Genomic DNA, 20,482 nt, shown 5'->3' on the forward strand with positions numbered 1-20,482 from the left:
AAGCGCCCATTAGGCTAGCTAGTCGATGGCACGCACGGTGGCAAAGGCTGTGCGAACCATCTCATGCTTTGTGTGAGCGTCCAGTGATTCTTCGGCCTGGGAGCGGCGGTGGATTTCTTTCATGCTCATCGCACTGGCACCCGCACACGCTTGGAGAATGACCGCGATTTCAAAGCGCGACTTATCCGGGGCGCGTTGGTGGAAAGCTTCCAAAACTTGGTCAGCTACGACTTGGAATTGTTGGCGCTCTTTCGAGGTATGGCTCAAGTTTTCTAAAGCCTCGCCAATGGTGAAAAGAGAGGTAAAAGAATGTAGCTCTTTGCCCTCGTTTTCGGTGGCATCGAGCGTTACTTGTTCGAGGAATTCAGAAATGGATGAATTAGGAAAGACAGTGGGTACTTCCTTGGAAAACTTGGCAAGCACATCGGTGCTAAAGGACAGTAGCACATCAGCCACCGAGGAGAAGTAGTTGTGAAAGGTGCGCGGGGAGACCCCGACGGCCGCGGTAATGCCGGATACCGTGGCGGCTTCGGTACCGCCGTCGAGGACGAGGCGCGCTGCCGCATCGGCCATGGCCTGACGCGTAGCTCGCTTCTTTTCTTCGCGCAGACTAGTCACGGTGTGCTTTGCCTACCTTCTCTCGTTGGGTGCGCAGGAGTTCCTCGCGGTCAGAGTGCAAGGCCTCGCCTTCGATATCCATGTTTGGCGTGATCTTATCCAACCAGCGCGGGAACCACCATGCCTTCTTATCCAGCACAAACATGGTAGCGGGGATGATCATCATGCGGACCACGAAGGCGTCGATAAGCACGCCTGCAGCCAGGGCAAAGCCCATGGTCTTAATGAACGGCTCGTCCATCAAGATGAAGGCGGCGAAGACGGAAATCATAATGAGGGCCGCGGCCGTGACCACGCGGGCGCCGTGCTTGAAGCCATTCGAGGTGGCGTTGCCGGCCGTCTTGCCATTGACAAATCCCTCACGCATGCGGGTCACCAAGAAGACTTGGTAGTCCATGGCCAGGCCGAAGGTAAGGCCGATGAGCATGATGGGCAGGAAGGAAAGCAGCGGCTGCGGGTCATCGACGATGCCGAACATGCCTTCTTGCCAAATGGCCACGGTGATGCCGAAGGTTGCGGCCATCGACAAAGCGAAGCCGGCTGCGGCGATGAGCGGTACCCAGATGGAGCGGAAGACCAGCATCAAGACGATGAAGGCCAGGCCCAGCACGATGGCTACGTATGGGATAAGCACGTTGTTGAGGCGCTCAGAAATGTCATCGAAGATCGGGGTGATACCGGTAATGCCGTAGGAACCGCCGGTCTTTTCAAACTCACCCTGGTAATCGCGCAGGTGGTTAAGGGTTTCGGTGGTTTCCTCATCGGTTGCACCGGTGGTAGGCGTGATCATGATTTGCGCAGCATCACCGTTGTCCGTGGTCTGCACGATCTGGGCGTTTTCTACGCCGTCGTTGCCATTGATCTCCTGCAGGAGATCCTGGAAGGCCGGCATGCGGTCCTGCTCGGGGACGTCGGCCACATCAACGAACGCGATCATCGGGGCATTGCGGCCAGGGCCAAAGGCGTCTGCCGTGATTTCATAGGCCTCGCGCTGCGGGGAGCCGGGCTTTGCGGTGCCATCGGTAGGCATAGCCAGGCGCAGCTGTGCAAATGGTACGGCCAGGATGCCCAGCAAAACGACGCCCGCAATGAGGTGCAGCCACGGGTGGGCACGCACGCGGCGAACCCAGCGCAGACCCATGGTGGGCTTTTCGTCCTCTGGGTCTGGAACCTTGGGGCCAGGCACGCGACCGGCGAAGATCTTGGTACCCAAGAGTCCCAGTAGGGCGGGGATGAAGGTATTGGCAACCAGTACGGCGATGATCACTGTTGCAGCGGCGGCGATGGCCATGGTGCCCAGGAACGGGATGCCGATAATGGTCAGCGCGGCCAAGGCGATGACCACGGTGGTGCCGGCGAAGACAACGGAACCGCCCGCGGTGCCCAGCGCCATGCCCATGGCGTGGGCACGGGTGGCCTTATCCATCTTCTTGAGCTCTTGGGCCAGTTCCTTTGGCGAAAGATCGTTGAGGCCAGAGGAGGTGATGAGCTCGTTGCGGAAGCGGTTAACAATAAACAGCGCGTAATCGATGCCGACGGCCAAGCCAATCATGGAGGCCAACGTCGGGGTCATATCGGAGACGGTATCCGTAAAGACCGTGGATACCTGCACGCCGAGGATGCCAATGCCCACACCGATGATGGCGGAGATTAGCGGCATGCCAGCGGCCACGAAGGAACCGAAGGTAATCAGCAGCACGATCGCGGCGACGATGAGGCCGATAATCTCGGCGCTGCCACCCATCTCTTGGCCGGCGGAGCTAAAGGCGTTGCCCTGGTACTTCACCGTGAGGTCGCCCTCGTCGTACTTGTGGAGTACGTCCGTGACCTTGGTCATGTCCTCTTCTGGGATGTCCATGACGGCTTCCGCATCGAAGGTGATGGTGACGGTGCCGGTGGACTTATCCTCGCTCAGGGGGGAGAGCTGCTGCAGGTTCTTGTGAATCTGCTCTTCTGGCATGTGCTGGGCCTTCATCTTTTCGCCCATTTGCTTTTCCATGCCGGCTGCAGCCATCACCGGGCTGACCAGTTTGTCCTGGTCCTTGAGCGCGCCAGTGTCCTTGAGCTCGCCAAGGAGGTCATCTACCTCGCCGGCTACCTGCTTATCGGTCAGGGTTTTTCCCTCCGGCGCTTGGATGACCACGGTGCCCTCGGGAGAGCTCATGGCATCGGTATCTTGGCCGAAGCGCTCCATCATCTTGTCTTGGGTGGTGGTGGAGTCCATCTCCGGCATGGAGAAATTAGGGTTAGGGGACTTGGCAAAGCCGGCGGTAAGTCCCGCCATGGCCACCAAGACGATGAGCCAAAAGGCTAGGAAGGGCCACACCTTGCGGTAGGACCAGCTACCTAGCCGGTAGAGGAATTTAGACATAAAAGTGCTTTCTTGTGCAGTATGCGTACAGTGCTCTGCACGCAGGTGACAGTGAATATAGAATCCGCGGGGAGAAATTTGCACCCCGTGCGAAACATTGCATAGTGTACGCAAAATTACGGAATGTGCGCAAAGACCTGTGCGGTGGACCATAGGAAGCTACTCGTGAGATATAGGTCTTGTGCCCTCAGGCGTATCGGCGATGGCGGCATGGGGCGGTAGACTGACCGGCATGCTCCACGCCGTTAGTTTTGCCCTCTTGGATTCCGTCAATGCCTTACTCATCGGAATCCTCGTGGCCATTGGCATCATCTTGCCCCGCGGCAAGTACCGGCGCATTGCCTCCTTAGTGGTGATAGGAGACTGGATGGGAGTCCTCGCCGCGGCGGCCGTGGTGATGTTTGTGCTGCTGGGAGTAAAAGACCAGATTGAGGCCATCTTGAGCTCGCCCGTTGCCGGCTGGGTACTTATCGCAGTCGGCATCGCGGTGGGGTTCGGCTCGTGGCGCTCTCAAGGCCAGCCCAATGCCTTGGTAAATCGGCTGCTCGAGCCGTTGCGTACTCCATCGCCGCTTACCGCGATCATCGGTTTCATTATGGGCGTGGTGCAATCGCTGACCTCGGTGCCGTTTTATTACGGACTCATGCACCTGGCTACCGAAGACATCGCTCCGGCCGCTCAGTACGGCGGCTTGGTGTGGTACGCCAGCCTGGCTTTGTCCCTGCCCACTATCTGCGGCCTTTTTATTGCGGTGGTGCGCGCCCATCCCGAATCGGCCGCCGGCCGTCTTTTTGCCGCGGCGCGCGCCAATAGCACTCAGGTGGCGCTCTTCGGCGGCTACCTCGTGGCGGTCTTCCTCATCCTCATGGGCGTGCTTTCCCTTTAATCAAAGATGACCTCATCCAGGCTCAACGCCACATCGGATTGGCTGCGCGCGCAGTCCACGTAGCGGGCAGCATGCGCAATGAAAGCCTGTGACTCTTCCGGGCTGAGCTCGCGGCGCACCTTGGCCGGCACGCCGGCGGCAAGGCTCCGCGGCGCAATGGTGGTTCCTTCCAGTACCACGGCGCCTGCCGCGATGAGCGAGCCGGTGCCAATAGTGCAGCGCGAGAGCAGCGAAGAGGACATACCCACCAGGGAACCGGCCTCCACATGCGCGGCATGAACCATCGCCATGTGTCCCACCGTTACATCATCTTCTAGTACGCACGGCGTGTCCTCTTCTACGTGGAAGACGCAATTGTCCTGAATATTGCACCTAGCGCCGATGCGAATTGCCCCCACGTCGCCGCGCAGTACGGCGCCATAAAAGACGGAGGAATCCGGGCCGATTTCTACATCACCAATGATGGTGGCATTGGGCGCAATCCACGCACTGCGGTGGATGCGCGGCTTCTTCCCAGCACAAGGCAAAAGCAGCATGTCAGTCCTTTCTAGGAAACTATTCCACCACCACGGCTAGGGCGGGGGAAAGCTCGTAGTCGCCGGGGTAGGGGAGGTTGTCTACGAGGGCGTCGGCAAGCGCGGGCGTAAGCGGAATGACCCAGCCGCGCCGGGGATCTTTGATGGGCAAGGCATCTTTTTTCGCGGCGGGAAAATGCACCGTCGTGGTGGGGGAGGCCAATGTGGCTGACTCGCGGGCGCGGGCTACCTCGCAGAGCACTTCCGCGCCGGGCTGATTAGTGACCACAATGATAAGCGGGCCAGCGGTGTGGATTTCCAGTTTTTCTACCCGTGCGGTGGGGGCGGTGAAATCGGGGTGAGCTAAGCGCGGGGGCTGCGCGCCGGTAAGCCGGGCGAGGGCGTCTTTTAATCCCATAAGCCCTTAGTCTAACCTGACTTAGGTCATGGGCGGGTGAGTAACGTCACTCTTGACACTGTTACCTGGTGGTTTTGTTTGCGGGTGGGATTTTTCCGCACTAAGTGGGTAGTTCCGGGGTGTGCAGTAGTCTGATTTTGGTGAGTCCTTATATTCGCACCGTCAAGACCGACTCAGGAGCGATAGCGGTGCACGTGGTGTTCTCTGAACGCAAAAGTGCGAAAAGAATGAAGCATATCGGCTCAGCGCATTCAGGGTATGAGCTTGTGCTTTTGCGGGCTGAGGCTCAACGCATCGTCGATGGTGACCAACTCGCAATGGACTTCGGCGAGGTTACACACCCCACCGGCAACAGGCAGCGTTTCCAACCCGCTGCCGGTAGCCGGTCAGCGGGCTGGATACTTGCTGGACTGTATTGATGCGTGTTTCAACGAGCTAGGACTTGCTGCAGCAAGCGGCGATGATCCGGTGCTTCGTGTTCTGGTGCGTGCCCGGATCATCCATCCCAGCTCAAAGCTGGATTTCATCGAGACTCTTGCTGAGGTTGGCATCACCAGCGCAAGCTACCGCACCATCCAGAGGCGTCTTTCCTCCTTCGCCACCGAATCGTTCGGGGAGATACAAACCCAAGCGTTGGCCCATCATGCAGGTATTGGGCCAGGCGCATTTATCTTGTACGACGTGACCATCTTGTACTTTGAAGCCGATACTCCTGATGAGCTTCGCAACTCCCTATTTTCCAAAGAACGCCGTGTGGAGCCACAAAACCTTGTCGGGCTGCTTACTGATGCCACCGGGTTTCCACTGCATGTGGGCGCGTTTGCTGGCAACTCGGCATAAACCCACACGATGCTACCGATGATCACACGGTTCCAAGATGCCTACCAGCTCGACGAGGTTTCCGTCGTTGCTGATGCGGGCATGGTTTCAGCGGCGAACAAGCAAGCACTCATCGATGCAGGTCTGCACTACATTTTGTCGGTGAAACCTCCACCGTGCCTGAGGTGATTGAAACCTGGCGGCGGGAAAACCCGGTGAAGACTACGCCCACGGCCAGATCTGGACACAAGCCTCGGCTGGGACAACGGCGCCCATCATTGGCGGCCAGCCCCCGTTGGCGCGGCGAGCCTGGCTGAGGCCGTAACGGATCTCGTGGCTGCCGGTGCTAGCCTGCTGGGCGGGTGCTGCCGCGTGGTGTCCACTGAGATACGCCAGCTGCGCGCTTCCATCCTTCGCGCAACAAGCGGTTCCTCTGGACAATAGCGAAGGAATACCAGGACAACTCCAATGCACGGGGGATACAATATTGCTATGAAAAAGCCTTCTTTCCTCGCAGCATGCGCTGCGCTCCTCGTCGCCTCTCTGTCCGTACCCGCCGCCAACGCCGAGTTGACCCAGACTGAGCGGGACCAATTCCGTACCGACCCCGTTGGCGCGATTGCCTGGCAAGCCATCAAGGGCTCTTCCGAGTATGTGCGTGCCGATGGTGACACCATGATGGCCGCGTCCTTCTTCTCCATGACTTCGCCGGGCGACGACATCGGCCTGCCGGCCTTGCAGAACTGCGCCGAGCGGGTCGGCTCCTCTGCTCCGATGGGTGGCGTGCGCTACGTGGCAGCTGCCCTGTGCGCCACCTTTGACCCGACCTCACGCGGCGAGGTGCAGCGCGCGAACCTCATGTACGCGTACGCGCCGCTGGGTTAAACCGCGCTTTATCAAGCCGCACGGTGGTTGCGTCATGTTGCGTTGAATCGCGCTGCGTCAGGCAGTGCGCAGCGCGTACGATTTGGTGGAATGCTGCAAGGAGGGATGATCCGCAAGCACGTGGTGATCAAGGGAGTCTCGAGCTCCGGTAAGTCCACGGTCGGGGAGTTGCTGGCGCAGCGCACCGGCCTGCCTTTTCGGGATGGGGACGATATGCATCCGGCGGCGAACATCTAGAAGATGGCCTCGGGGCAGGCCCTTGACGACGCCGACCGCAAGCCCTGGCTCGAGTCCTTAGGCCGCTTTTTCGCGGACCAGGATGCCGGTGCCATTGTGGGCTGCTCCGCGCTCAAGCGCTCCCACCGCGACATCATCGATACGATCTTTGTGGGCCTGCACGGCTCTTATGAGCTGCTCAAGGAGCGCATGAGTCAGCGCTCTGGGCAACTTCATGCCGGTCGTCCTTCTGGACTCGCAATTCGAGACACTCGAGGAACTGCAGCCGGGGGGAAGCGGGCATCGTGCTGGATGTCAGCGAGGCCCCAGAGGAACTTGCCGCTGCGGCGGCCGAATACTTACGGGGTTAGCTGGCGTCTCCCGACTTAGGCCATGTGTGGGTGAGTAACGTTTCTCTTGACACTACTACCTGGTGGTATTTGGCGGTGGGGTGGGATTGTTCCGCACTAAAATGGCCTAAGTCAGGTGGAATCGGGGCGCGCCAGGCGCGGGGACTGCGCGCCGGTCAGCCGGGCAAGTGCATCTTTTACTCCCATGGGAGTCCAGTCTAGTGAGCGCTCACGGTGATGGTGCGGCAGCGCTCCAAGTCGAAGTACGCATGCTGCCCGGTGGCGGCAACGCGCTCGCGGGCCACGGACTCATCGTGGGTTACGGCCGTGGCGAGGAAGACGAGCGGACCATCGGGCTGGCGCCATGTGCCGAGATACCGCGCGCCGTGTTCTTTGGCTAAGGCCAAGGCCTTGCTCACTGCGGCCGGGGTAGGCTCCGCTACCCGCAGCAGCGCCTTCCCGGTGGGGTTATAGGCGAACCCGGTGCGGGGCTGTTGGCCGGTTTCGATATCGAAGGTGCCTTCTTCGTCCGCGAGCAATTGCCGGAAAATGCGCTTCATTGGATCCAGCGTAGTATGGGGCACCATGATTGATGCCAGCAACACCGCACTCGTTATTGAAGGCGGCGGCATGCGCAATTCCTATACGGCTGCCTGTATGGTCAAGCTCCTCGAAGAAGGCGTGGACTTTGGCTGGGTAGGCGGCGTCTCCGCCGGGGCATCGCACACCGTTAATTACTTGTCGCGCGATGCCCGGCGCGCAGAAGAGTCTTTTACGGACTTTGCTCAAAGCCCCAGCTTCGGTGGCGTGGGTTCGCTGGTGCGTGGTAGCGGGTATTTCAATGCCGAGTACATTTATGAGCGTGCCGCGGACAGGGATTTGCCCTTTGATTGGCAGGCTTACCGCGAGCATCCGGCCGATATGGTGCTCGCTGCAGCGCGCGCCGATACCGGCGAGTCTGTCTACTGGACGCGCCAGGACATCCACACCCCGGAAGATCTCTTCGTGCGTGTGCGCGCTTCCTCCACGCTGCCACTGATAATGCCGATGCGATTTATCGACGGCGCGCCGTACGTGGACGGCGCCTTGGGCTCTTCCGGTGGCATTACCATTGCGCAAGCAGAAGAGGCCGGATACGAGAAGTTCCTGTTTATCGGGACTAAGCCGCGCGGGTACGTGCGCCCTGCGGTTGCGCGCTCAGCCTTTGTCCGCCGCATCTTCCGTAGGTACCCCGCTATTGCCGACGCCCTCATAGCCCGCCCCGCCCTCTATAACGCGGCCAAAGACCGGCTTTTGGAGTTGGAGCGCCAAGGCAAAGCGCAACTATTTTTTCCGGAAGATATGCAGGTGGCCTCTACCGAACGCAACGTGTACAAGCTGCGGGCGAACTATCAGGCGGGGAAAGCCCAGACCTATACGGAGTGGCCACGGTGGAAGGAATTCCTCCTCGATTAGTTCACTATGCGCGTTTGCTGTGAGATGTGCCGCTGCTGGGGGTGGGTGGCCCCTGACGAAAAGGGCTTAAGCAGTAGCGATGCCACTGGTGGCCGTTAAAGAATGTGCCTTTCACGTGGCACTTTGGGGGAAAATGCCTAAAATATTCCAGCGTGTTAGCAATTTTTGATGGAAATATATGGCTGAGCATCTTTTTCATAGTGCTGCTCGGCACGCTATTTGGCATGATCCCCTTCGGTCCGCTGCGTTTTGGCGCGGCGGGCACGCTGTTTATGGGCTTGGCCTTCGGCCCGTTTATTGATCTAGATAAAGACATCTTAAGCTCCCTGCAAGAGCTGGGATTGGGACTCTTTATTTATATGCAGGGCCTGTCCGCCGGTGAGCGCTTCTTCAAGGGCTTTTCCAAGCAGATGAAGCATATGCTCACGGCGGCCATTGCGATTGTGGTGGCCGCGGGCGCAGCCCTTCTCTTTGGTGGCATGCTGGGGCTGGATACCTTGGCTTCCGTTGGTGTATTCGCCGGCGCCACGACCTCGACGCCGTCGCTGGCAGTTGCCCAGCAACAGACCGGTGAAGAGCTACCGGCTGTGGGCTACTCGCTGGGCTATCCCGTGGGTGTGGCGGTGGCCATTTTGGTTGTGGCATTCCTGCTTAAGCAGAATTGGCCCGCCAAGCACGATAAGGACAATTCGGCCTCCAAGATCTTCCGCTCCCGCACCATTCGCGTTACCAAAGACGTGAACTACGATGACTTGGAAGAACAGTTCAAGGATCACTTTGTTATCGCTACCATCCGCCGTGGTAATAAGGTCCGGGTTGCCGGCGATCGCCCCGAATTGCACAAGGGCGATATCCTGCGCGTTATGGTCACCAAGGCTAAGGCCCGTGAACTGACTCAGATGCTGGGCAAGCGTCAGCCGCAAACTCCGTTCGTGGATAAACGCCTGGTCATCGAAAACGTGGCTATTTCTAACCAGGATATCGCCGGCCGCACCGTTGAGGAGCTCAACCTGTTCTCCCGCTATGGCGGTCGCATCGTGCGCGTGCAGCGCGGCGATGAGGAATTCTTGGCCAATAATGAAACCCACTTGGCTTCTGGCGATATGCTGGAGCTCATCGTGAAGTTTGACCGCTTGGGCGACATCAAGGATTACTTCGGTGACTCAATTAAGTCCTACTCCGAGCTGAACTGGGTGGCCTTGGGTGGTGGCCTGTTCCTGGGTTACCTGCTGGGCCAGGTCGTGGTTCCGATGCCGGGTGGCGCTTCCTTCGAGCTGGGCTTTGCGCTTGGCCCGCTGATTACGGGTCTTATCCTGGGCGCGCTGCACCGTACCCGCCGCATTCCGTGGCAGGTGCCGGCCTCCATTAATACTGCCTTCCAGCAGTGGGGCCTCGTCATCTTCTTGGCCTCTGTGGGCCTCTCGTCCGGCGAGGCATTCCTGTCCACCGCCTTCTCCTGGATGGGCTTGAAGTGCATGATCCTCGCCGCCATTGTCACCGTGGTGGTTTCGATCCTATTCGCAGTGGCGAATCGCTTCATGGGTCAGTCCGAAACCCGTACCTCCGGCGGACTCTCTGGCATCTTCGCTCAGCCGGCTGTGGTCAACTACGCCACGGGGTTGAGCTCCGACTCGCGCATCATGACCGGTTATGCGGCCACCATTGTGGTTGCGCAGGTGGTCAAGATTGCCGTTGTCCCTGTGATGTTGATGGTTTAACACGCAACGGAAAAGGCCGCTTCCCGTTCTGGGAAGCGGCCTTTTTCTCTGCCGTGTGAAGCTGTGTGGTTTCTAATCCGCCACGAGGGTTTCCATGGTGAGCTCTGGGTGTTCCTTCTCAATGAAGGCGAGCTTCCACTTATCACCAAAGAGCGCGATGAGCTCGCCATCTTGGCGGGTAAAGATTTCCACGCCGCGCTGACGGCCGAGCTCTGGGGCGGATTCGGCATCGGTGCGGCGAGCCACGGAATAGGGGATAGGCTCGGTGACGGTTTCCACGTTGTATTCGAACTCCATGCGGGCCTGCATGACCTCGAACTGCATGGGGCCTACCGCCGCCATGACCGGGGAGGCATCGCCACGCGCCTCGTTCTTGAGAATTTGGACCACGCCCTCGGCCGCCAGCTGCTCCAGGCCCTTACGGAAGGCCTTGTACTTGCCCAGCGACTTCGCGCGCAGAATGCGGAAGGCCTCCGGCGCGAACTGTGGCATGGGCTTAAATTGCACCTTCTTGCCGGAATAGATGGTGTCACCAGGGGCAAGCGAGCCGGCGTTGACCAAACCCACGATATCGCCTGGATAGGCGGTATCCACGGTATCGCGCGTGCGACCAAAGACAGTCAGGGCGTACTTGGTGGAAAAGCTGCGGCCGGACTGGGCGTGATTGACCTGCATACCGCGCTCGAATTCACCGGAGACCACGCGCATAAAGGCCAAATTATCGCGGTGCTTTTGGTCCATACCTGCCTGGACCTTGAAGACAACGCCAGAGAAGTCATCGCTGACCTCGCGGACCTCATCAATGGCGCTGGTGGCAGCCTCAACTGCCTTCGGATCGGATTCGCGCGAGTGCGGAGCCGGGGCAATGGCGCACAGGGTGTCCAAAATCTGGTGCACACCAAAGTTCAGCATCGCAGAAGCGAAGATGAGTGGGGAGGTTACACACTGCTCAAATAGCTCTTGGTCATGCAGGGCACCATCGGCGGCAAGCAGCTCGGCTTCCTCGACAGCGGTCTCCCACACGTCTTCTTCCTTCTCACCGGCGGCATCCGGATCGAAGTGTTCCTCCGGGGCGATGGTAGAACCACCTGCGGTGCGGATGAAGTGAATATACTCATCGGCCTCGCCATCATCGTTGATGTGTGCCAGGCCGCGGAAGTCACCGGCAATGCCTACCGGCCAGTACAGCGGGGTGGGCTGCAACTGGATTTCGTTGACGATTTCGTCGACAAGCTCCAAGGGCTCGCGGCCCACGCGGTCCCACTTGTTGATCACGGTAACGATAGGCAGGCCGCGGGCCTTGCACACGCGGAAGAGCTTGAGGGTCTGGGGCTCGAGGCCCTTGGCGGCGTCGATAAGCATGACTGCCGCATCCACCGCGGTGAGCACGCGGTAGGTATCCTCCGAGAAGTCCGCGTGGCCCGGGGTATCGACCAGGTTGATCATGTAGGGTTCGCCCTCGTGGCCCTCCGGTGCATACTCGAACTGCAGCGCCGAGGAAGCCACGGAAATGCCGCGGTCCTTTTCCATATCCATCCAGTCAGACACGGTGGACTTGCGGTTGCCCTTGCCGTGGACCGCGCCGGCCTCATTAATAACGTGTGCGTGCAGCGCCAGCGCCTCCGTCAGCGTGGACTTACCAGCATCCGGGTGGGCGATAACGGCAAACGTGCGGCGGCGCGAGGCCTCAGAAACGACAGAACTCATGCGGCATAGTCTAGTGGTTTCGCGCTACCACTCCACATTGAGGCGGCGCCCCAAATCATCAAAGACGCGGCGAGCCACCGACAGCTTCTTCGCAATGGGGCGCTGCAGGCCAGGTTTGCGCTTGTCGTTGTAGTATTCGCCGGATTCAAAGTGGATTCCCTCGGTGCCGGTCAAATAGTAAGCGAGGTTATCGCCGCCGTCGGCAGGCTTGCCAAAGGTCTTGCCAATCAGCCCGGAATACATCTTGGACATCATGCCGGTAGAGGACTTGGAAAAGTCAGTGGCAAGCACGCCAGGGTGGAAGGACACCGCGGAAAGCCCGTGGGCATCAAAATAACGGGTGAGCAGGATATCGCCCAGCTTGGCGTTGCCGTAGGCGCGCTCAGGGCTGAAGTGCTCCAGCGTATTAGGGTCGCTGAGGTCGAATTGAGACATGAGGAAATTGGCTAGGGAAGCCGTTTGAACCACGTTCGCGTTATCCGCGCGCAGCTTGTCCCGTAGCAGCGAGGTCAACAGGAAAGGCGCCACCACGTTGACCTGCCAGGTGCGCTCAAATCCATCGGCGGTGGTGGAGGGGCCATCGAAAATGCCGCCGGCATTATTGCCCAGGGCGTGGATGTGCTCTAAGCCTTCCAAATCCTGTGCCAAGCGGCGTACCTGGCCCAGGGATTCGAAGTCCGCTAGGAAGTACTGGCCTCCGACTTCCTCGGCCACCGCGCGGGTCTTTTCCGGATTGCGGCCGATGATAACCAGGTTGTCTTGTGGCCGGGTGCGGTGCAATTGACGAGCAGCCGCGGCGCCCAACCCGCCGGATGCGCCGGTAATCACAATGGTCTTGGCAGTGCTATTTGGCGAAGTCATAGCACCAATCCTAACCTCCCACGGAGGGGTGGCGCCGGCCAGCAGTTTCCTTGCGCTGAAAGCAGGTCTATACTTCCGCTGGTGAAACACCTGCTTTCCATACGGCAGTGGGGCCCGGCGCGATTGACCGCAGCTGGCTTCCTTGTGCTGATTTTGGTGGGAACGGTTTTGCTCATGCTGCCGTTCGCAGAGGCCGGCACCGCCCGCGCTTCTTTTTTGTCTGCCCTTTTTACCGCCACGTCTGCGGTATCGCTGACCGGGCTTATCGTAGTGGATACCGGCAGCTTTTGGAGCCCGGCCGGCCAGGTCATCATTTTGGTGCTGATCCAACTGGGCGGCCTGGGCATCATGTCGCTCGCTTCGCTATCGGGCCTGCTTTTTACCGGCCGGATTAGCTTCAAGGCGCGCAAAACTGGTGCCTATGAGGGGCGCCCCATTGCCCCCGGCGGAATCCGCAAGACGCTGATTTTTACCTTCGCATTTACCGCGGTGGCTGAGACCATCATCGCTGTCATTGTGGCCGCACGCTTGATGATTGGCTATGGGCACTCCTTTCCGCGCGCGGTGTGGGAGGGCATTTTCCATGCGGTATCTGCATTTAACAATGCCGGCTTTAGCACCAATAGCGATAACCTGGTGCCCTTTGTTTCTGATGCCTGGATTTTGCTGCCCTTGGCCGCCGCGCTGATCGGTGGCGGATTGGGCTTTCCGGTGTGGGCGGAGTTGGTGCGCTTGGTACGCCGCGATCGTCACGTGGTTCATCGCATTTCCATTACCGCGCGCATGACCCTAGCAGCCACGACCGTGCTTTTGCTCGCCGGCGGCGTCTTTTTCGCGTGCATGGAGTGGACTGGGCTTTTGTCTTCGATGTCGCTGGGGGATAAGTTGCTCAATTCTTTCTTTGCCAGCGCTTCTCCGCGCACGGCGGGGTTTAATGCTATCGATTATGGGCAGGCCCATCCCATTACACTGATGGGCACCGACATTTTGATGTTTATCGGTGGCGGCTCGGCCGGTACGGCCGGCGGTATTAAAGTCACCACCGCCTGCGTGCTCTTGGCTGCCATGGCCGCGGAGTTTTCGGGCCGGGAAACCACCACCATCGGCCACCGCAGCCTTCCGCGCTCGGTGACCCGCCAGGCACTGGCGTTGAGCTTTGCCGGGGTCATGGTGGTCACGTTGGGTGTGGCGGCGCTGCGCTTTTTTGATCCGGAGTTTAGCGGTGATCAAGTCTCCTTCGAAGTTCTTTCTGCTTTCGCTACGGTGGGCTTGTCCACCGGAATTACCGCAAGCCTGTCTGCGCCCTCGCAGATAGTGCTGTGCCTCATCATGTACCTGGGCCGCGTTGGCCCAACTACCTTGGTAGCAGCGCTGGCGGCGAAATCCGTCAGCCGGCGCTATAGCTATCCCGAAGAAAGGCCGTTCCTTGGCTAATATTCTCAAGTCGCTGGGACGCTCCCGCGCCGGCATTGATATTCCACCCGTTGTCGTTATTGGATTAGGCCGATTTGGCTCCTCGCTTGCCCACGAGCTGATGGCCAATGGCGTTGAGGTTCTCGGCATCGACTCCAGCGAAAAGCGCGTGCGCGAAGAAGCGCCCTACCTCACCGAGACCATAGCGGCCGATACCACCGACCCAGAGGCTTTGCGCCAGCTGGGCGTGGAGGAGGTTGAGCGCGTCATCGTCGCCATCGGCTCCCATTTGGAAGATTCCATCCTCACCGCGTCCAACCTGGTGGAGTTGGGGGTCAAAGACATCTGGGCCAAGGCGGACTCGGAGGCACACGCGCGTATTCTCAGCCAGATTGGTACCCACCATGTCATCCGGCCAGAGCGTGATACCGGCCGCCGCGTGGCTTATCTTTTGGGCGGGCGTTTCCGTGATTTTGCGGAGATTGCCACCGATTATGGCGTGACCCAGATGGCCGTTCCTAGTTCATTGGTGGGCCGGCCGCTCGACCTTTCTGCCATCTGGCGCACGCACCGCGTGCAATTGGTCTCTGTGCGCCGCGCGGAAGGGGAGTGGGCCCCGCTTGCCGACGCCACCGAGCTCACCCCTACCGATTTCATCGTCGCCGCCGGCAGCCCCAAGGCCCTAGAAAAATTCTCCCAGTGCTAGCGCGAGTGGATCTGGTTCTGGGCCTTGCCTAGCCCGTCCGTCACGATGAGGCGGGCGGCCTCGGCCGCGGTGGCGATGGCGTCATCAAAGCCTGCGCCCGCATCCACGGGGCCCAATACGTAATCCGGAATGGATGATCCCTTTGGCGGCCGGGCAATACCAATGCGCACGCGCAGATAGTCGCGGGTGCCCAAGCGCTCGGTGAGCGACTTGAGGCCGTTGTGCCCATTTTCATTTCCACCCTGCTTGATCCGGATCTTATTGGCCGGAAGGTCCAGTTCATCGTGGAGGACGATCACATGGTCCGGGGCGATGCCTAGCTGCTGTGCCAGCGGCGCCACTGGATCGCCAGAAAGGTTCATAAACGTGCCCGAACGCACGGCAAGCACTTTCTGCCCCGCCCAGCTAAGTGGCGCGACCTGTACATCCATCCCACGTACCGGCTCAAGCACGTCACCGCCTGCGGCTAACAGATCATCGATGGCCATATAGCCCACATTGTGGCGGGTAGCGGCATACTTCGCGCCGGGATTGCCCAAGCCCACAATAAGCCACTCCGCCTCTAGCTCGTCCGGATTGAGGCCTGGTGTGGGTTTATTCTTCGAGCCGAAGAATCGCGCGAAAAAATCTCCTAAAGGTGCCACTGCACTAGCTTCCTCTCTCGGTAGGGTGGGGTGCTATGAGTCAGGTTATAAGCTCCCTTTCCCGTAGCGTAATCCCCGCGCCCATGGCCGGCGGTCCCACCACCCCGGAACTAGTGCGCGCTGCTTATGCAGCCGGTTCCTTTGGCACCTTAGGTGTGGGCTCTGCCAGCATAGACACTGCCCGCACACAGATTGACCAGTGTGCCGGCATTCCGTTTGGAGTAAACCTCTTTTGCACACAACAGCCGCTTTCCAGGGCGCACCTAGCAGCCGCGCGCGAGCTGGCGAAAGCAGAAAACCAGCCACTGCCTGATCCCGATTACTCCTTTGGCTTCGAAGAGAAGCTGGATCTAGCGCTGCGCGGTGGCGCCCGCGTGGTGTGGTCCATGTTTGGAACCTTTACACCCGAACAGACAGAGCGAATCCACGCTGCGGGCGCAGAGGCCTGGACCACCGTCACCACTACTGCGGAGGCAACCGTCGCCGCAGGTCGGGGCGTCGACGTGCTCTGCGTCCAAGGCCCGGCCGCCGGCGGCCATCGCGGAACCTGGGATTTAGCCGCGACTCCCGATTCCCGGGACTTGGAAGAGTTGGTGTCCGACGTGCATGCCGCCGCCCCTGATCTTCCTCTGATCGCTGCTGGCGGCCTGCGCTCTGCAGACGATATAGCCACCGCTATGTCCTGGGACGGCGTCGGCGCATGCTCCTGCGGTTCCGCATTTTTGCTTACCGAAGAGGCAGGAACGAGTGACTACAACCGGCAGCTACTGCGCCGTGGTGGGCAGACCGTGTCTACCCGTGCTTTCTCGGGCCGCTTCGCCCGCGGACTAGAAACCGAGTACACCCGCAGTCACCCCAACCTTCCACCGGTTTATCCGCTCTTGAACCCTGTACTTAAGGAACGCCGTGCGCAGCACGATGATGCCGTAGCCTACTGCCTCGTAGGTACCGACGTGGCAAAAATTAACGGGGGTACTGTGGCCAACATCCTGAACGATCTATGCCAAAACCCACACTATTAAGCGCTAATATTTATGTTTGAAGATTTAATGCCACCCCCGTGACAGAAAAGGAATGAATTACGTGACTGCGAACGCACATGTTGGCCATGATGATTGGAACGAGCGCCTCGAGCTGGCGCAGCAGATGATTCCGCTCATCCACCAGCTGCACCGCAACAATAACGTTGTCACCACCATCTTCGGCCGCCCACTGGTGGGGCAGACCGATATCGACATCATCAAGTCTCACCGCTACGGCCGCCGCATCGCGCAGCGCCACCTGTCCACGGCGGAGACCCTGCCTATCCTGGTGGAATTGGCAGACATGAACCTGGGCGCGGCAAGCGTCGACCTCGGCCGCTTGGTCCTCGGGTGGGAGGAATCCAATGAGGAAAACCTCCGCATGTACTTGGAAGGCGAGCTGTGCCAGATCGTCGGTGCTGGCGTTGACCTAGAGACCACCGACGTCGTCCTATACGGCTTCGGCCGCATCGGACGCCTGCTGGCCCGCCTGCTCGTCGCCCGCGAGGCAGCATACGGTGGCGTTCGCCTGCGCGGCATCGTCCTGCGCAAGAAGGGCGACGGTGACATCCTCAAGCGCGCTTCCTTGCTGCGCCGCGATTCCGTCCACGGTGCTTTCAACGGCACCATCTCTGTAGATGAGGAAAACGAGGTTATCTGGGCTAACGGCACCAAGATCCAGATGATCTACGCCAACGATCCCGCCGAGATTGACTACACTTCTTATGGCATCAATAACGCCATCTTGGTGGACAACACCGGCGCATGGCGCGACCGCGAGGGCCTGTCTCAGCACCTCAAGGCCAAGGGCATCTCCCGCGTGCTGCTGACCGCACCGGGCAAGGGCGATATCAAGAACATCGTCTACGGCATCAACAACGACAACATCAGCGATGAGGATCAGATTCTCTCCGCTGCATCCTGCACCACCAACGGCATTACCCCGGTTCTTAAGGTCATTAATGACCGCTACGGTGTAACCCACGGTCACGTGGAGACCGCGCACTCGTTCACCAATGACCAGAACCTCATCGATAACTACCACAAGGGCGATCGCCGCGGCCGCGCCGCAGGCCTGAACATGGTGCTTACCGCTACCGGCGCAGCCAAAGCCGTGGCTAAGGCTCTGCCGGAATTTGAGGGCAAGCTCACCGGCAACGCCATCCGCGTTCCTACCCCGGACGTGTCCATGGCCGTGCTCAACCTCGAGCTGTCCAAGGAAGTAGAGCGCGATGAGGTCAACGACTTCCTCCGCAACGTTTCCCTGCACTCGGACCTGCGCCAGCAGATTTCCTATATTGCCTCCCCAGAGGTTGTTTCCTCTGACTTCATCGGCAATACCCACGCCGGCATCGTCGACGGCGTAGCTACCATCGCCTCCGGCAAGCACCTGGTGCTCTACGTGTGGTACGACAACGAGTATGGCTACTCCAACCAGGTAGTACGCATCGTAGAAGAGCTGGCGCACACCCGCCCGGTTGTTCTGCCAAAGCGCGTATCTCCGTCTGAGCTTTAAGCTCACCTAGCTCTAGCCCGCGGTTTCCGCGGGCTTTTGCCGTTTTCCCTGCTCCAATCACCCAACCCCGAAAAGCAGCCTCGCTATCGGCCTGGAAGCACGCCAATGGAGTTGAAACGTGGCCGCTTTATGTGGTTAATCCATTGGCTGCAGTGCCTTTGTCCGCAGCAGTCGTTTCGCCGTCCACGAACCAGCAGCGGCGATGAGCAATGTTAAGAATGCCGCGACAACGTAGCGTGCAGGAGTGTTGGCATTTATCGGCCACGCCGAAAAGGCAATTAGCCACAGGTAAGTCTTGGCGAGGACATCACCGCCGAGAGTTACGGAAACAATGGTGCCCATTATGGTCACGGCGAGTGCACTTATAATCCTGAAGCGCACTACGATGCACAGGGAAATCACCGCAATACTGAAACCCACACCTACGGCCAGCGGCAGTCGTCCCAGGACAGCAGGAGCAGAAGAACCGGCGCTGATTGAAGCGAGCGATGCAGCCGTGCACACGAATACTATTAGCCCAAAGATCCAGATGAGAAGGGCGTTAGGGCTATGACGTGATTCGCTGTAGCTTAGCGGCCACGCCGCCGCTAGCAGTGGCCACACTATGCAAGGGAGGACTCCCGCGCCCACAGGCAGTAGCGCAAAGACGAAGAAGCCGTGGACATAATCGGCAGGGTAGGTAAGGGCAATGACGGCTAAAGCCACGATGCTCAGTACTAGACACCCAATGAGCAAGGGGCTCGACGTCGCACGGTGCAGCCCGATCAGCGCGCCAGGTAGCTTGGAGCGAGCGGCAGCTCTCGGTGTAGCAGTTGGGGTCCACACCTCACCAGTGGTGATTGCGGCCGTATCTTCAGCGGTACCGCCCTGGCGCAGACGCAACCTAAGAGGTCGTATGCGGCGGGGAGTAAAGATTGCCGCGCACGTACCTACAGCCGCTAGAACCAGACATAGTACCGCGGCGGGCAGTGGACCTTCTTGTAGTAGCGGATCACCTGGATCGAGAGGAACAGAGTTCTGATGAATCCGCAGGGCAGGAAGCAATAACCTCATCGGCCACGCAGGTGGGAATGCCCACCACGCGTTGCCCTCGACAGTGCTCGGTAAAATTCCAATTCCTTGCCAGACAATGCTTCCAGCTAAGGCGGCGACGAGGCCGCAGCGGCGCGAACACCCTACAGCGAGCCCGGCGATCCCGATAGCCCCTAGGAAGGAATAGAGCCCAGCCACCACTAATAGTTGATGGTTGGCACGGCCCTGAAGAGCCACGATTGCCCAAGAAAGACCGAAATTGAGGACATGAAAGATCGCCAAGCTAGAAAGGACGGCAAGATAGCGCGAGGCCTGTTCATAGTGGGCGTTGAACCGGCGCCAGAGCGTACCGCCGCCGCGTGTACGGGCTTCTCGACGCTCAGGAATGGCGGCAAAAAGCGCAATGAGAGGTGCATACATCCCCGTGATGAACATGGACTGCCACCCCAAAACGCCGGTGGCGTCTTGTGTGGGAGAAGCCAGCGCGGAAAACAACGCTGTCATCACCACTAATGGTACGGCCAGTAGAGGGAGCCATTGCAGCGCGCTCCCGCGGCTGCGAAGGACCTCGGCGGAAAGGTAGCGATTAAACATGAGCCTCACCATCCGGGGAGGTCAGGCGGAAAAATTCGGCTTCCAGCTGACCGCTGGGAGCCAAGTTCTTAAGCGAACCGGAATAGCGGATGGTGCCCTGGGAGAGGATGGTGATGTCCTGGGCTAAGTGGACAATCTCACCGAGCTGGTGGGAGCTGACAATTACGGTATGACCGGCGCCAGCCAGCTTCTGCAGGAGCTCACGAAGCTCTACGATGCCCTGCGGATCAAGGCCATTTTGTGGTTCATCGAGAACGAGGATTTCGGGATCACCGAGCAGTGCTTGGGCTAGGGCGAGCCGTGCCTTCATGCCAGTAGAAAATGACTTAGCCTTTTTCTTCCCAGCCCCGTTGAGGCCCACGATGGCAAGTACTCGCTCTATCTCGGATTCTGGTAGACCAAGCAACCGCGTATGGACGCGAAGATTGGCTGCTGCAGAAAGGTGCCCATAAAAAGCTGGACCGTTAACGGAAGCCCCCACGTGGTCGAGAACCTCGCGTGACCAGGGCGCACCGGCCACGCGAATAGTCCCGGAATCGGCGGTCAGCAGGCCTAGAAAGATGGAAAAGAGCGTAGATTTGCCGGCACCGTTTCGCCCTAAAAGAGCATGGACGCGACCAGGGGTGATGCGAAAATCTACGTCCCGCAAGACTGTGTGGGGGCCAAAAGACTTCGAGACGTGCTCAAAAGAGATGTCATAGTTCATACTGTGAAGTCTCGCGTGCCGGGGCGCGAA

The 20,482-nt window shown here is 59.5% G+C and carries 19 protein-coding genes and 2 pseudogenes; 11 read left to right on the forward strand and 10 right to left on the reverse strand.

Translation table 11 applies throughout. The features are described 5' to 3' along the window. Nucleotides 1–18: 18 nt before the first annotated feature. Together QP884_RS07960 and QP884_RS07965 are read right to left on the reverse strand one after the other, a co-directional pair. Nucleotides 19–618: a TetR/AcrR family transcriptional regulator gene (locus QP884_RS07960; protein ID WP_284821626.1), complete on the reverse strand. Its 600-nt coding sequence runs from the start codon at nt 616–618 to the stop codon at nt 19–21. Further along, nucleotides 611–2,989, reverse strand: a complete 2,379-nt coding sequence (locus QP884_RS07965; RefSeq protein ID WP_284821627.1) for an MMPL family transporter — start codon at nt 2,987–2,989, stop codon at nt 611–613. The genes QP884_RS07960 and QP884_RS07965 overlap by 8 nt, the downstream gene beginning before the upstream one ends. Nucleotides 2,990–3,221: 232 nt before the next feature. On the opposite strand from QP884_RS07965, the gene QP884_RS07970 reads away from it, so the two are divergent. After that, nucleotides 3,222–3,875: a hypothetical protein gene (locus QP884_RS07970; RefSeq protein WP_284821628.1), complete on the forward strand. Its 654-nt coding sequence runs from the start codon at nt 3,222–3,224 to the stop codon at nt 3,873–3,875. Here the strand turns inward: QP884_RS07970 and QP884_RS07975 are convergent. Next, nucleotides 3,872–4,411 carry a gamma carbonic anhydrase family protein gene (locus tag QP884_RS07975; protein WP_284821629.1) on the reverse strand — a complete coding sequence of 180 codons (540 nt, stop codon included), beginning with the start codon at nt 4,409–4,411 and terminating at the stop codon, nt 3,872–3,874. The genes QP884_RS07970 and QP884_RS07975 overlap by 4 nt on opposite strands. A gap of 19 nt (nt 4,412–4,430) precedes the next feature. Continuing rightward, nucleotides 4,431–4,808 (reverse strand): hypothetical protein, encoded by a 378-nt coding sequence (locus tag QP884_RS07980; protein WP_284821630.1) that lies wholly within the window; start codon nt 4,806–4,808, stop codon nt 4,431–4,433. Between the two features lie 227 nt (nt 4,809–5,035). Here QP884_RS07980 and QP884_RS11280 point away from each other — a divergent pair. The 4 genes and pseudogenes from QP884_RS11280 to QP884_RS11285 all read left to right on the forward strand — a co-directional run. Then, nucleotides 5,036–5,886: pseudogene (locus tag QP884_RS11280) on the forward strand (IS1634 family transposase); the annotation flags it as partial. Next, entirely contained in the window at nt 5,868–6,071 is a 204-nt protein-coding gene (locus tag QP884_RS07995) for a homocysteine S-methyltransferase family protein (RefSeq protein WP_350309247.1), read from the forward strand. The pseudogene QP884_RS11280 and the gene QP884_RS07995, both read left to right, overlap by 19 nt. A gap of 48 nt (nt 6,072–6,119) precedes the next feature. Further along, nucleotides 6,120–6,512: a hypothetical protein gene (locus QP884_RS08000; RefSeq protein ID WP_284821633.1), complete on the forward strand. Its 393-nt coding sequence runs from the start codon at nt 6,120–6,122 to the stop codon at nt 6,510–6,512. Between the two features lie 105 nt (nt 6,513–6,617). After that, nucleotides 6,618–7,099: pseudogene (locus QP884_RS11285) on the forward strand (gluconokinase). A 197-nt stretch (nt 7,100–7,296) separates the two neighbouring features. Here QP884_RS11285 and QP884_RS08015 read toward each other — a convergent pair. Continuing rightward, on the reverse strand, nt 7,297–7,638 hold the full coding sequence (locus QP884_RS08015) for a hypothetical protein (RefSeq protein WP_284821636.1): 342 nt from the start codon (nt 7,636–7,638) through the stop codon (nt 7,297–7,299). Nucleotides 7,639–7,663: 25 nt separating this feature from the next. On the opposite strand from QP884_RS08015, the gene QP884_RS08020 reads away from it, so the two are divergent. Both QP884_RS08020 and QP884_RS08025 read left to right on the forward strand, forming a co-directional pair. After that, nucleotides 7,664–8,533, forward strand: coding sequence for a patatin-like phospholipase family protein (locus tag QP884_RS08020; RefSeq protein ID WP_284821637.1), 870 nt, complete (start codon nt 7,664–7,666; stop codon nt 8,531–8,533). Between the two features lie 152 nt (nt 8,534–8,685). Then, nucleotides 8,686–10,251 (forward strand): TrkA C-terminal domain-containing protein, encoded by a 1,566-nt coding sequence (locus QP884_RS08025; RefSeq protein ID WP_284821638.1) that lies wholly within the window; start codon nt 8,686–8,688, stop codon nt 10,249–10,251. A gap of 72 nt (nt 10,252–10,323) precedes the next feature. On the opposite strand, the gene QP884_RS08030 is transcribed toward QP884_RS08025, so the two are convergent. Together QP884_RS08030 and QP884_RS08035 are read right to left on the reverse strand one after the other, a co-directional pair. Next, entirely contained in the window at nt 10,324–11,958 is a 1,635-nt protein-coding gene (locus tag QP884_RS08030; RefSeq protein WP_179386259.1) for a peptide chain release factor 3, read from the reverse strand. Between the two features lie 24 nt (nt 11,959–11,982). Then, nucleotides 11,983–12,819 (reverse strand): SDR family NAD(P)-dependent oxidoreductase, encoded by an 837-nt coding sequence (locus tag QP884_RS08035; RefSeq protein ID WP_284821639.1) that lies wholly within the window; start codon nt 12,817–12,819, stop codon nt 11,983–11,985. A gap of 81 nt (nt 12,820–12,900) precedes the next feature. Here QP884_RS08035 and QP884_RS08040 point away from each other — a divergent pair, with 81 nt between their 5' ends. Together QP884_RS08040 and QP884_RS08045 are read left to right on the forward strand one after the other, a co-directional pair. Then, the gene (locus QP884_RS08040; protein ID WP_284821640.1) at nt 12,901–14,253 is read left to right on the forward strand and encodes a TrkH family potassium uptake protein; all 1,353 of its coding nucleotides are present in this window, start codon (nt 12,901–12,903) and stop codon (nt 14,251–14,253) included. After that, the gene (locus tag QP884_RS08045) at nt 14,246–14,938 is read left to right on the forward strand and encodes a potassium channel family protein (protein WP_284821641.1); all 693 of its coding nucleotides are present in this window, start codon (nt 14,246–14,248) and stop codon (nt 14,936–14,938) included. Before QP884_RS08040 ends, QP884_RS08045 begins: the two co-directional genes overlap by 8 nt. Here QP884_RS08045 and pth read toward each other — a convergent pair. After that, entirely contained in the window at nt 14,935–15,582 is a 648-nt protein-coding gene (pth, locus tag QP884_RS08050) for an aminoacyl-tRNA hydrolase (protein WP_284821642.1), read from the reverse strand. The genes QP884_RS08045 and pth overlap by 4 nt on opposite strands. A gap of 35 nt (nt 15,583–15,617) precedes the next feature. Here pth and QP884_RS08055 point away from each other — a divergent pair, with 35 nt between their 5' ends. Beyond that, on the forward strand, nt 15,618–16,604 hold the full coding sequence (locus QP884_RS08055; RefSeq protein ID WP_284821643.1) for a nitronate monooxygenase: 987 nt from the start codon (nt 15,618–15,620) through the stop codon (nt 16,602–16,604). Nucleotides 16,605–16,665: 61 nt separating this feature from the next. Further along, entirely contained in the window at nt 16,666–18,120 is a 1,455-nt protein-coding gene (locus QP884_RS08060; RefSeq protein ID WP_005329046.1) for a glyceraldehyde-3-phosphate dehydrogenase, read from the forward strand. A gap of 135 nt (nt 18,121–18,255) precedes the next feature. Here the strand turns inward: QP884_RS08060 and QP884_RS08065 are convergent, their stop codons facing one another. Both QP884_RS08065 and QP884_RS08070 read right to left on the reverse strand, forming a co-directional pair. Beyond that, nucleotides 18,256–19,746: a hypothetical protein gene (locus QP884_RS08065; RefSeq protein WP_284821644.1), complete on the reverse strand. Its 1,491-nt coding sequence runs from the start codon at nt 19,744–19,746 to the stop codon at nt 18,256–18,258. Next, nucleotides 19,739–20,452 carry an ATP-binding cassette domain-containing protein gene (locus tag QP884_RS08070; RefSeq protein WP_284821645.1) on the reverse strand — a complete coding sequence of 238 codons (714 nt, stop codon included), beginning with the start codon at nt 20,450–20,452 and terminating at the stop codon, nt 19,739–19,741. Before QP884_RS08070 ends, QP884_RS08065 begins: the two co-directional genes overlap by 8 nt. Nucleotides 20,453–20,482 lie beyond the last annotated feature (30 nt).

Origin of the sequence: Corynebacterium tuberculostearicum (genome assembly GCF_030229345.1) — a bacterium.
In the GTDB taxonomy this organism is placed as follows: domain Bacteria; phylum Actinomycetota; class Actinomycetes; order Mycobacteriales; family Mycobacteriaceae; genus Corynebacterium; species Corynebacterium tuberculostearicum_G.

What these genes read in the sequence shown, in the direction of transcription:
- QP884_RS07965 (WP_284821627.1), bottom strand. Translation starts at nt 2,989, where the DNA reads ATGTCTAAATTCCTCTACCGGCTAGGTAGCTGGTCCTACCGCAAGGTG.
- QP884_RS07970 (WP_284821628.1), top strand. Translation starts at nt 3,222, where the DNA reads ATGCTCCACGCCGTTAGTTTTGCCCTCTTGGATTCCGTCAATGCCTTA.
- QP884_RS07975 (WP_284821629.1), bottom strand. Translation starts at nt 4,411, where the DNA reads ATGCTGCTTTTGCCTTGTGCTGGGAAGAAGCCGCGCATCCACCGCAGT.
- QP884_RS07980 (WP_284821630.1), bottom strand. Translation starts at nt 4,808, where the DNA reads ATGGGATTAAAAGACGCCCTCGCCCGGCTTACCGGCGCGCAGCCCCCG.
- QP884_RS08000 (WP_284821633.1), top strand. Translation starts at nt 6,120, where the DNA reads ATGAAAAAGCCTTCTTTCCTCGCAGCATGCGCTGCGCTCCTCGTCGCC.
- QP884_RS08015 (WP_284821636.1), bottom strand. Translation starts at nt 7,638, where the DNA reads ATGAAGCGCATTTTCCGGCAATTGCTCGCGGACGAAGAAGGCACCTTC.
- QP884_RS08020 (WP_284821637.1), top strand. Translation starts at nt 7,664, where the DNA reads ATGATTGATGCCAGCAACACCGCACTCGTTATTGAAGGCGGCGGCATG.
- QP884_RS08030 (WP_179386259.1), bottom strand. Translation starts at nt 11,958, where the DNA reads ATGAGTTCTGTCGTTTCTGAGGCCTCGCGCCGCCGCACGTTTGCCGTT.
- QP884_RS08035 (WP_284821639.1), bottom strand. Translation starts at nt 12,819, where the DNA reads ATGACTTCGCCAAATAGCACTGCCAAGACCATTGTGATTACCGGCGCA.
- QP884_RS08055 (WP_284821643.1), top strand. Translation starts at nt 15,618, where the DNA reads ATGAGTCAGGTTATAAGCTCCCTTTCCCGTAGCGTAATCCCCGCGCCC.
- QP884_RS08065 (WP_284821644.1), bottom strand. Translation starts at nt 19,746, where the DNA reads ATGTTTAATCGCTACCTTTCCGCCGAGGTCCTTCGCAGCCGCGGGAGC.
- QP884_RS08070 (WP_284821645.1), bottom strand. Translation starts at nt 20,452, where the DNA reads ATGAACTATGACATCTCTTTTGAGCACGTCTCGAAGTCTTTTGGCCCC.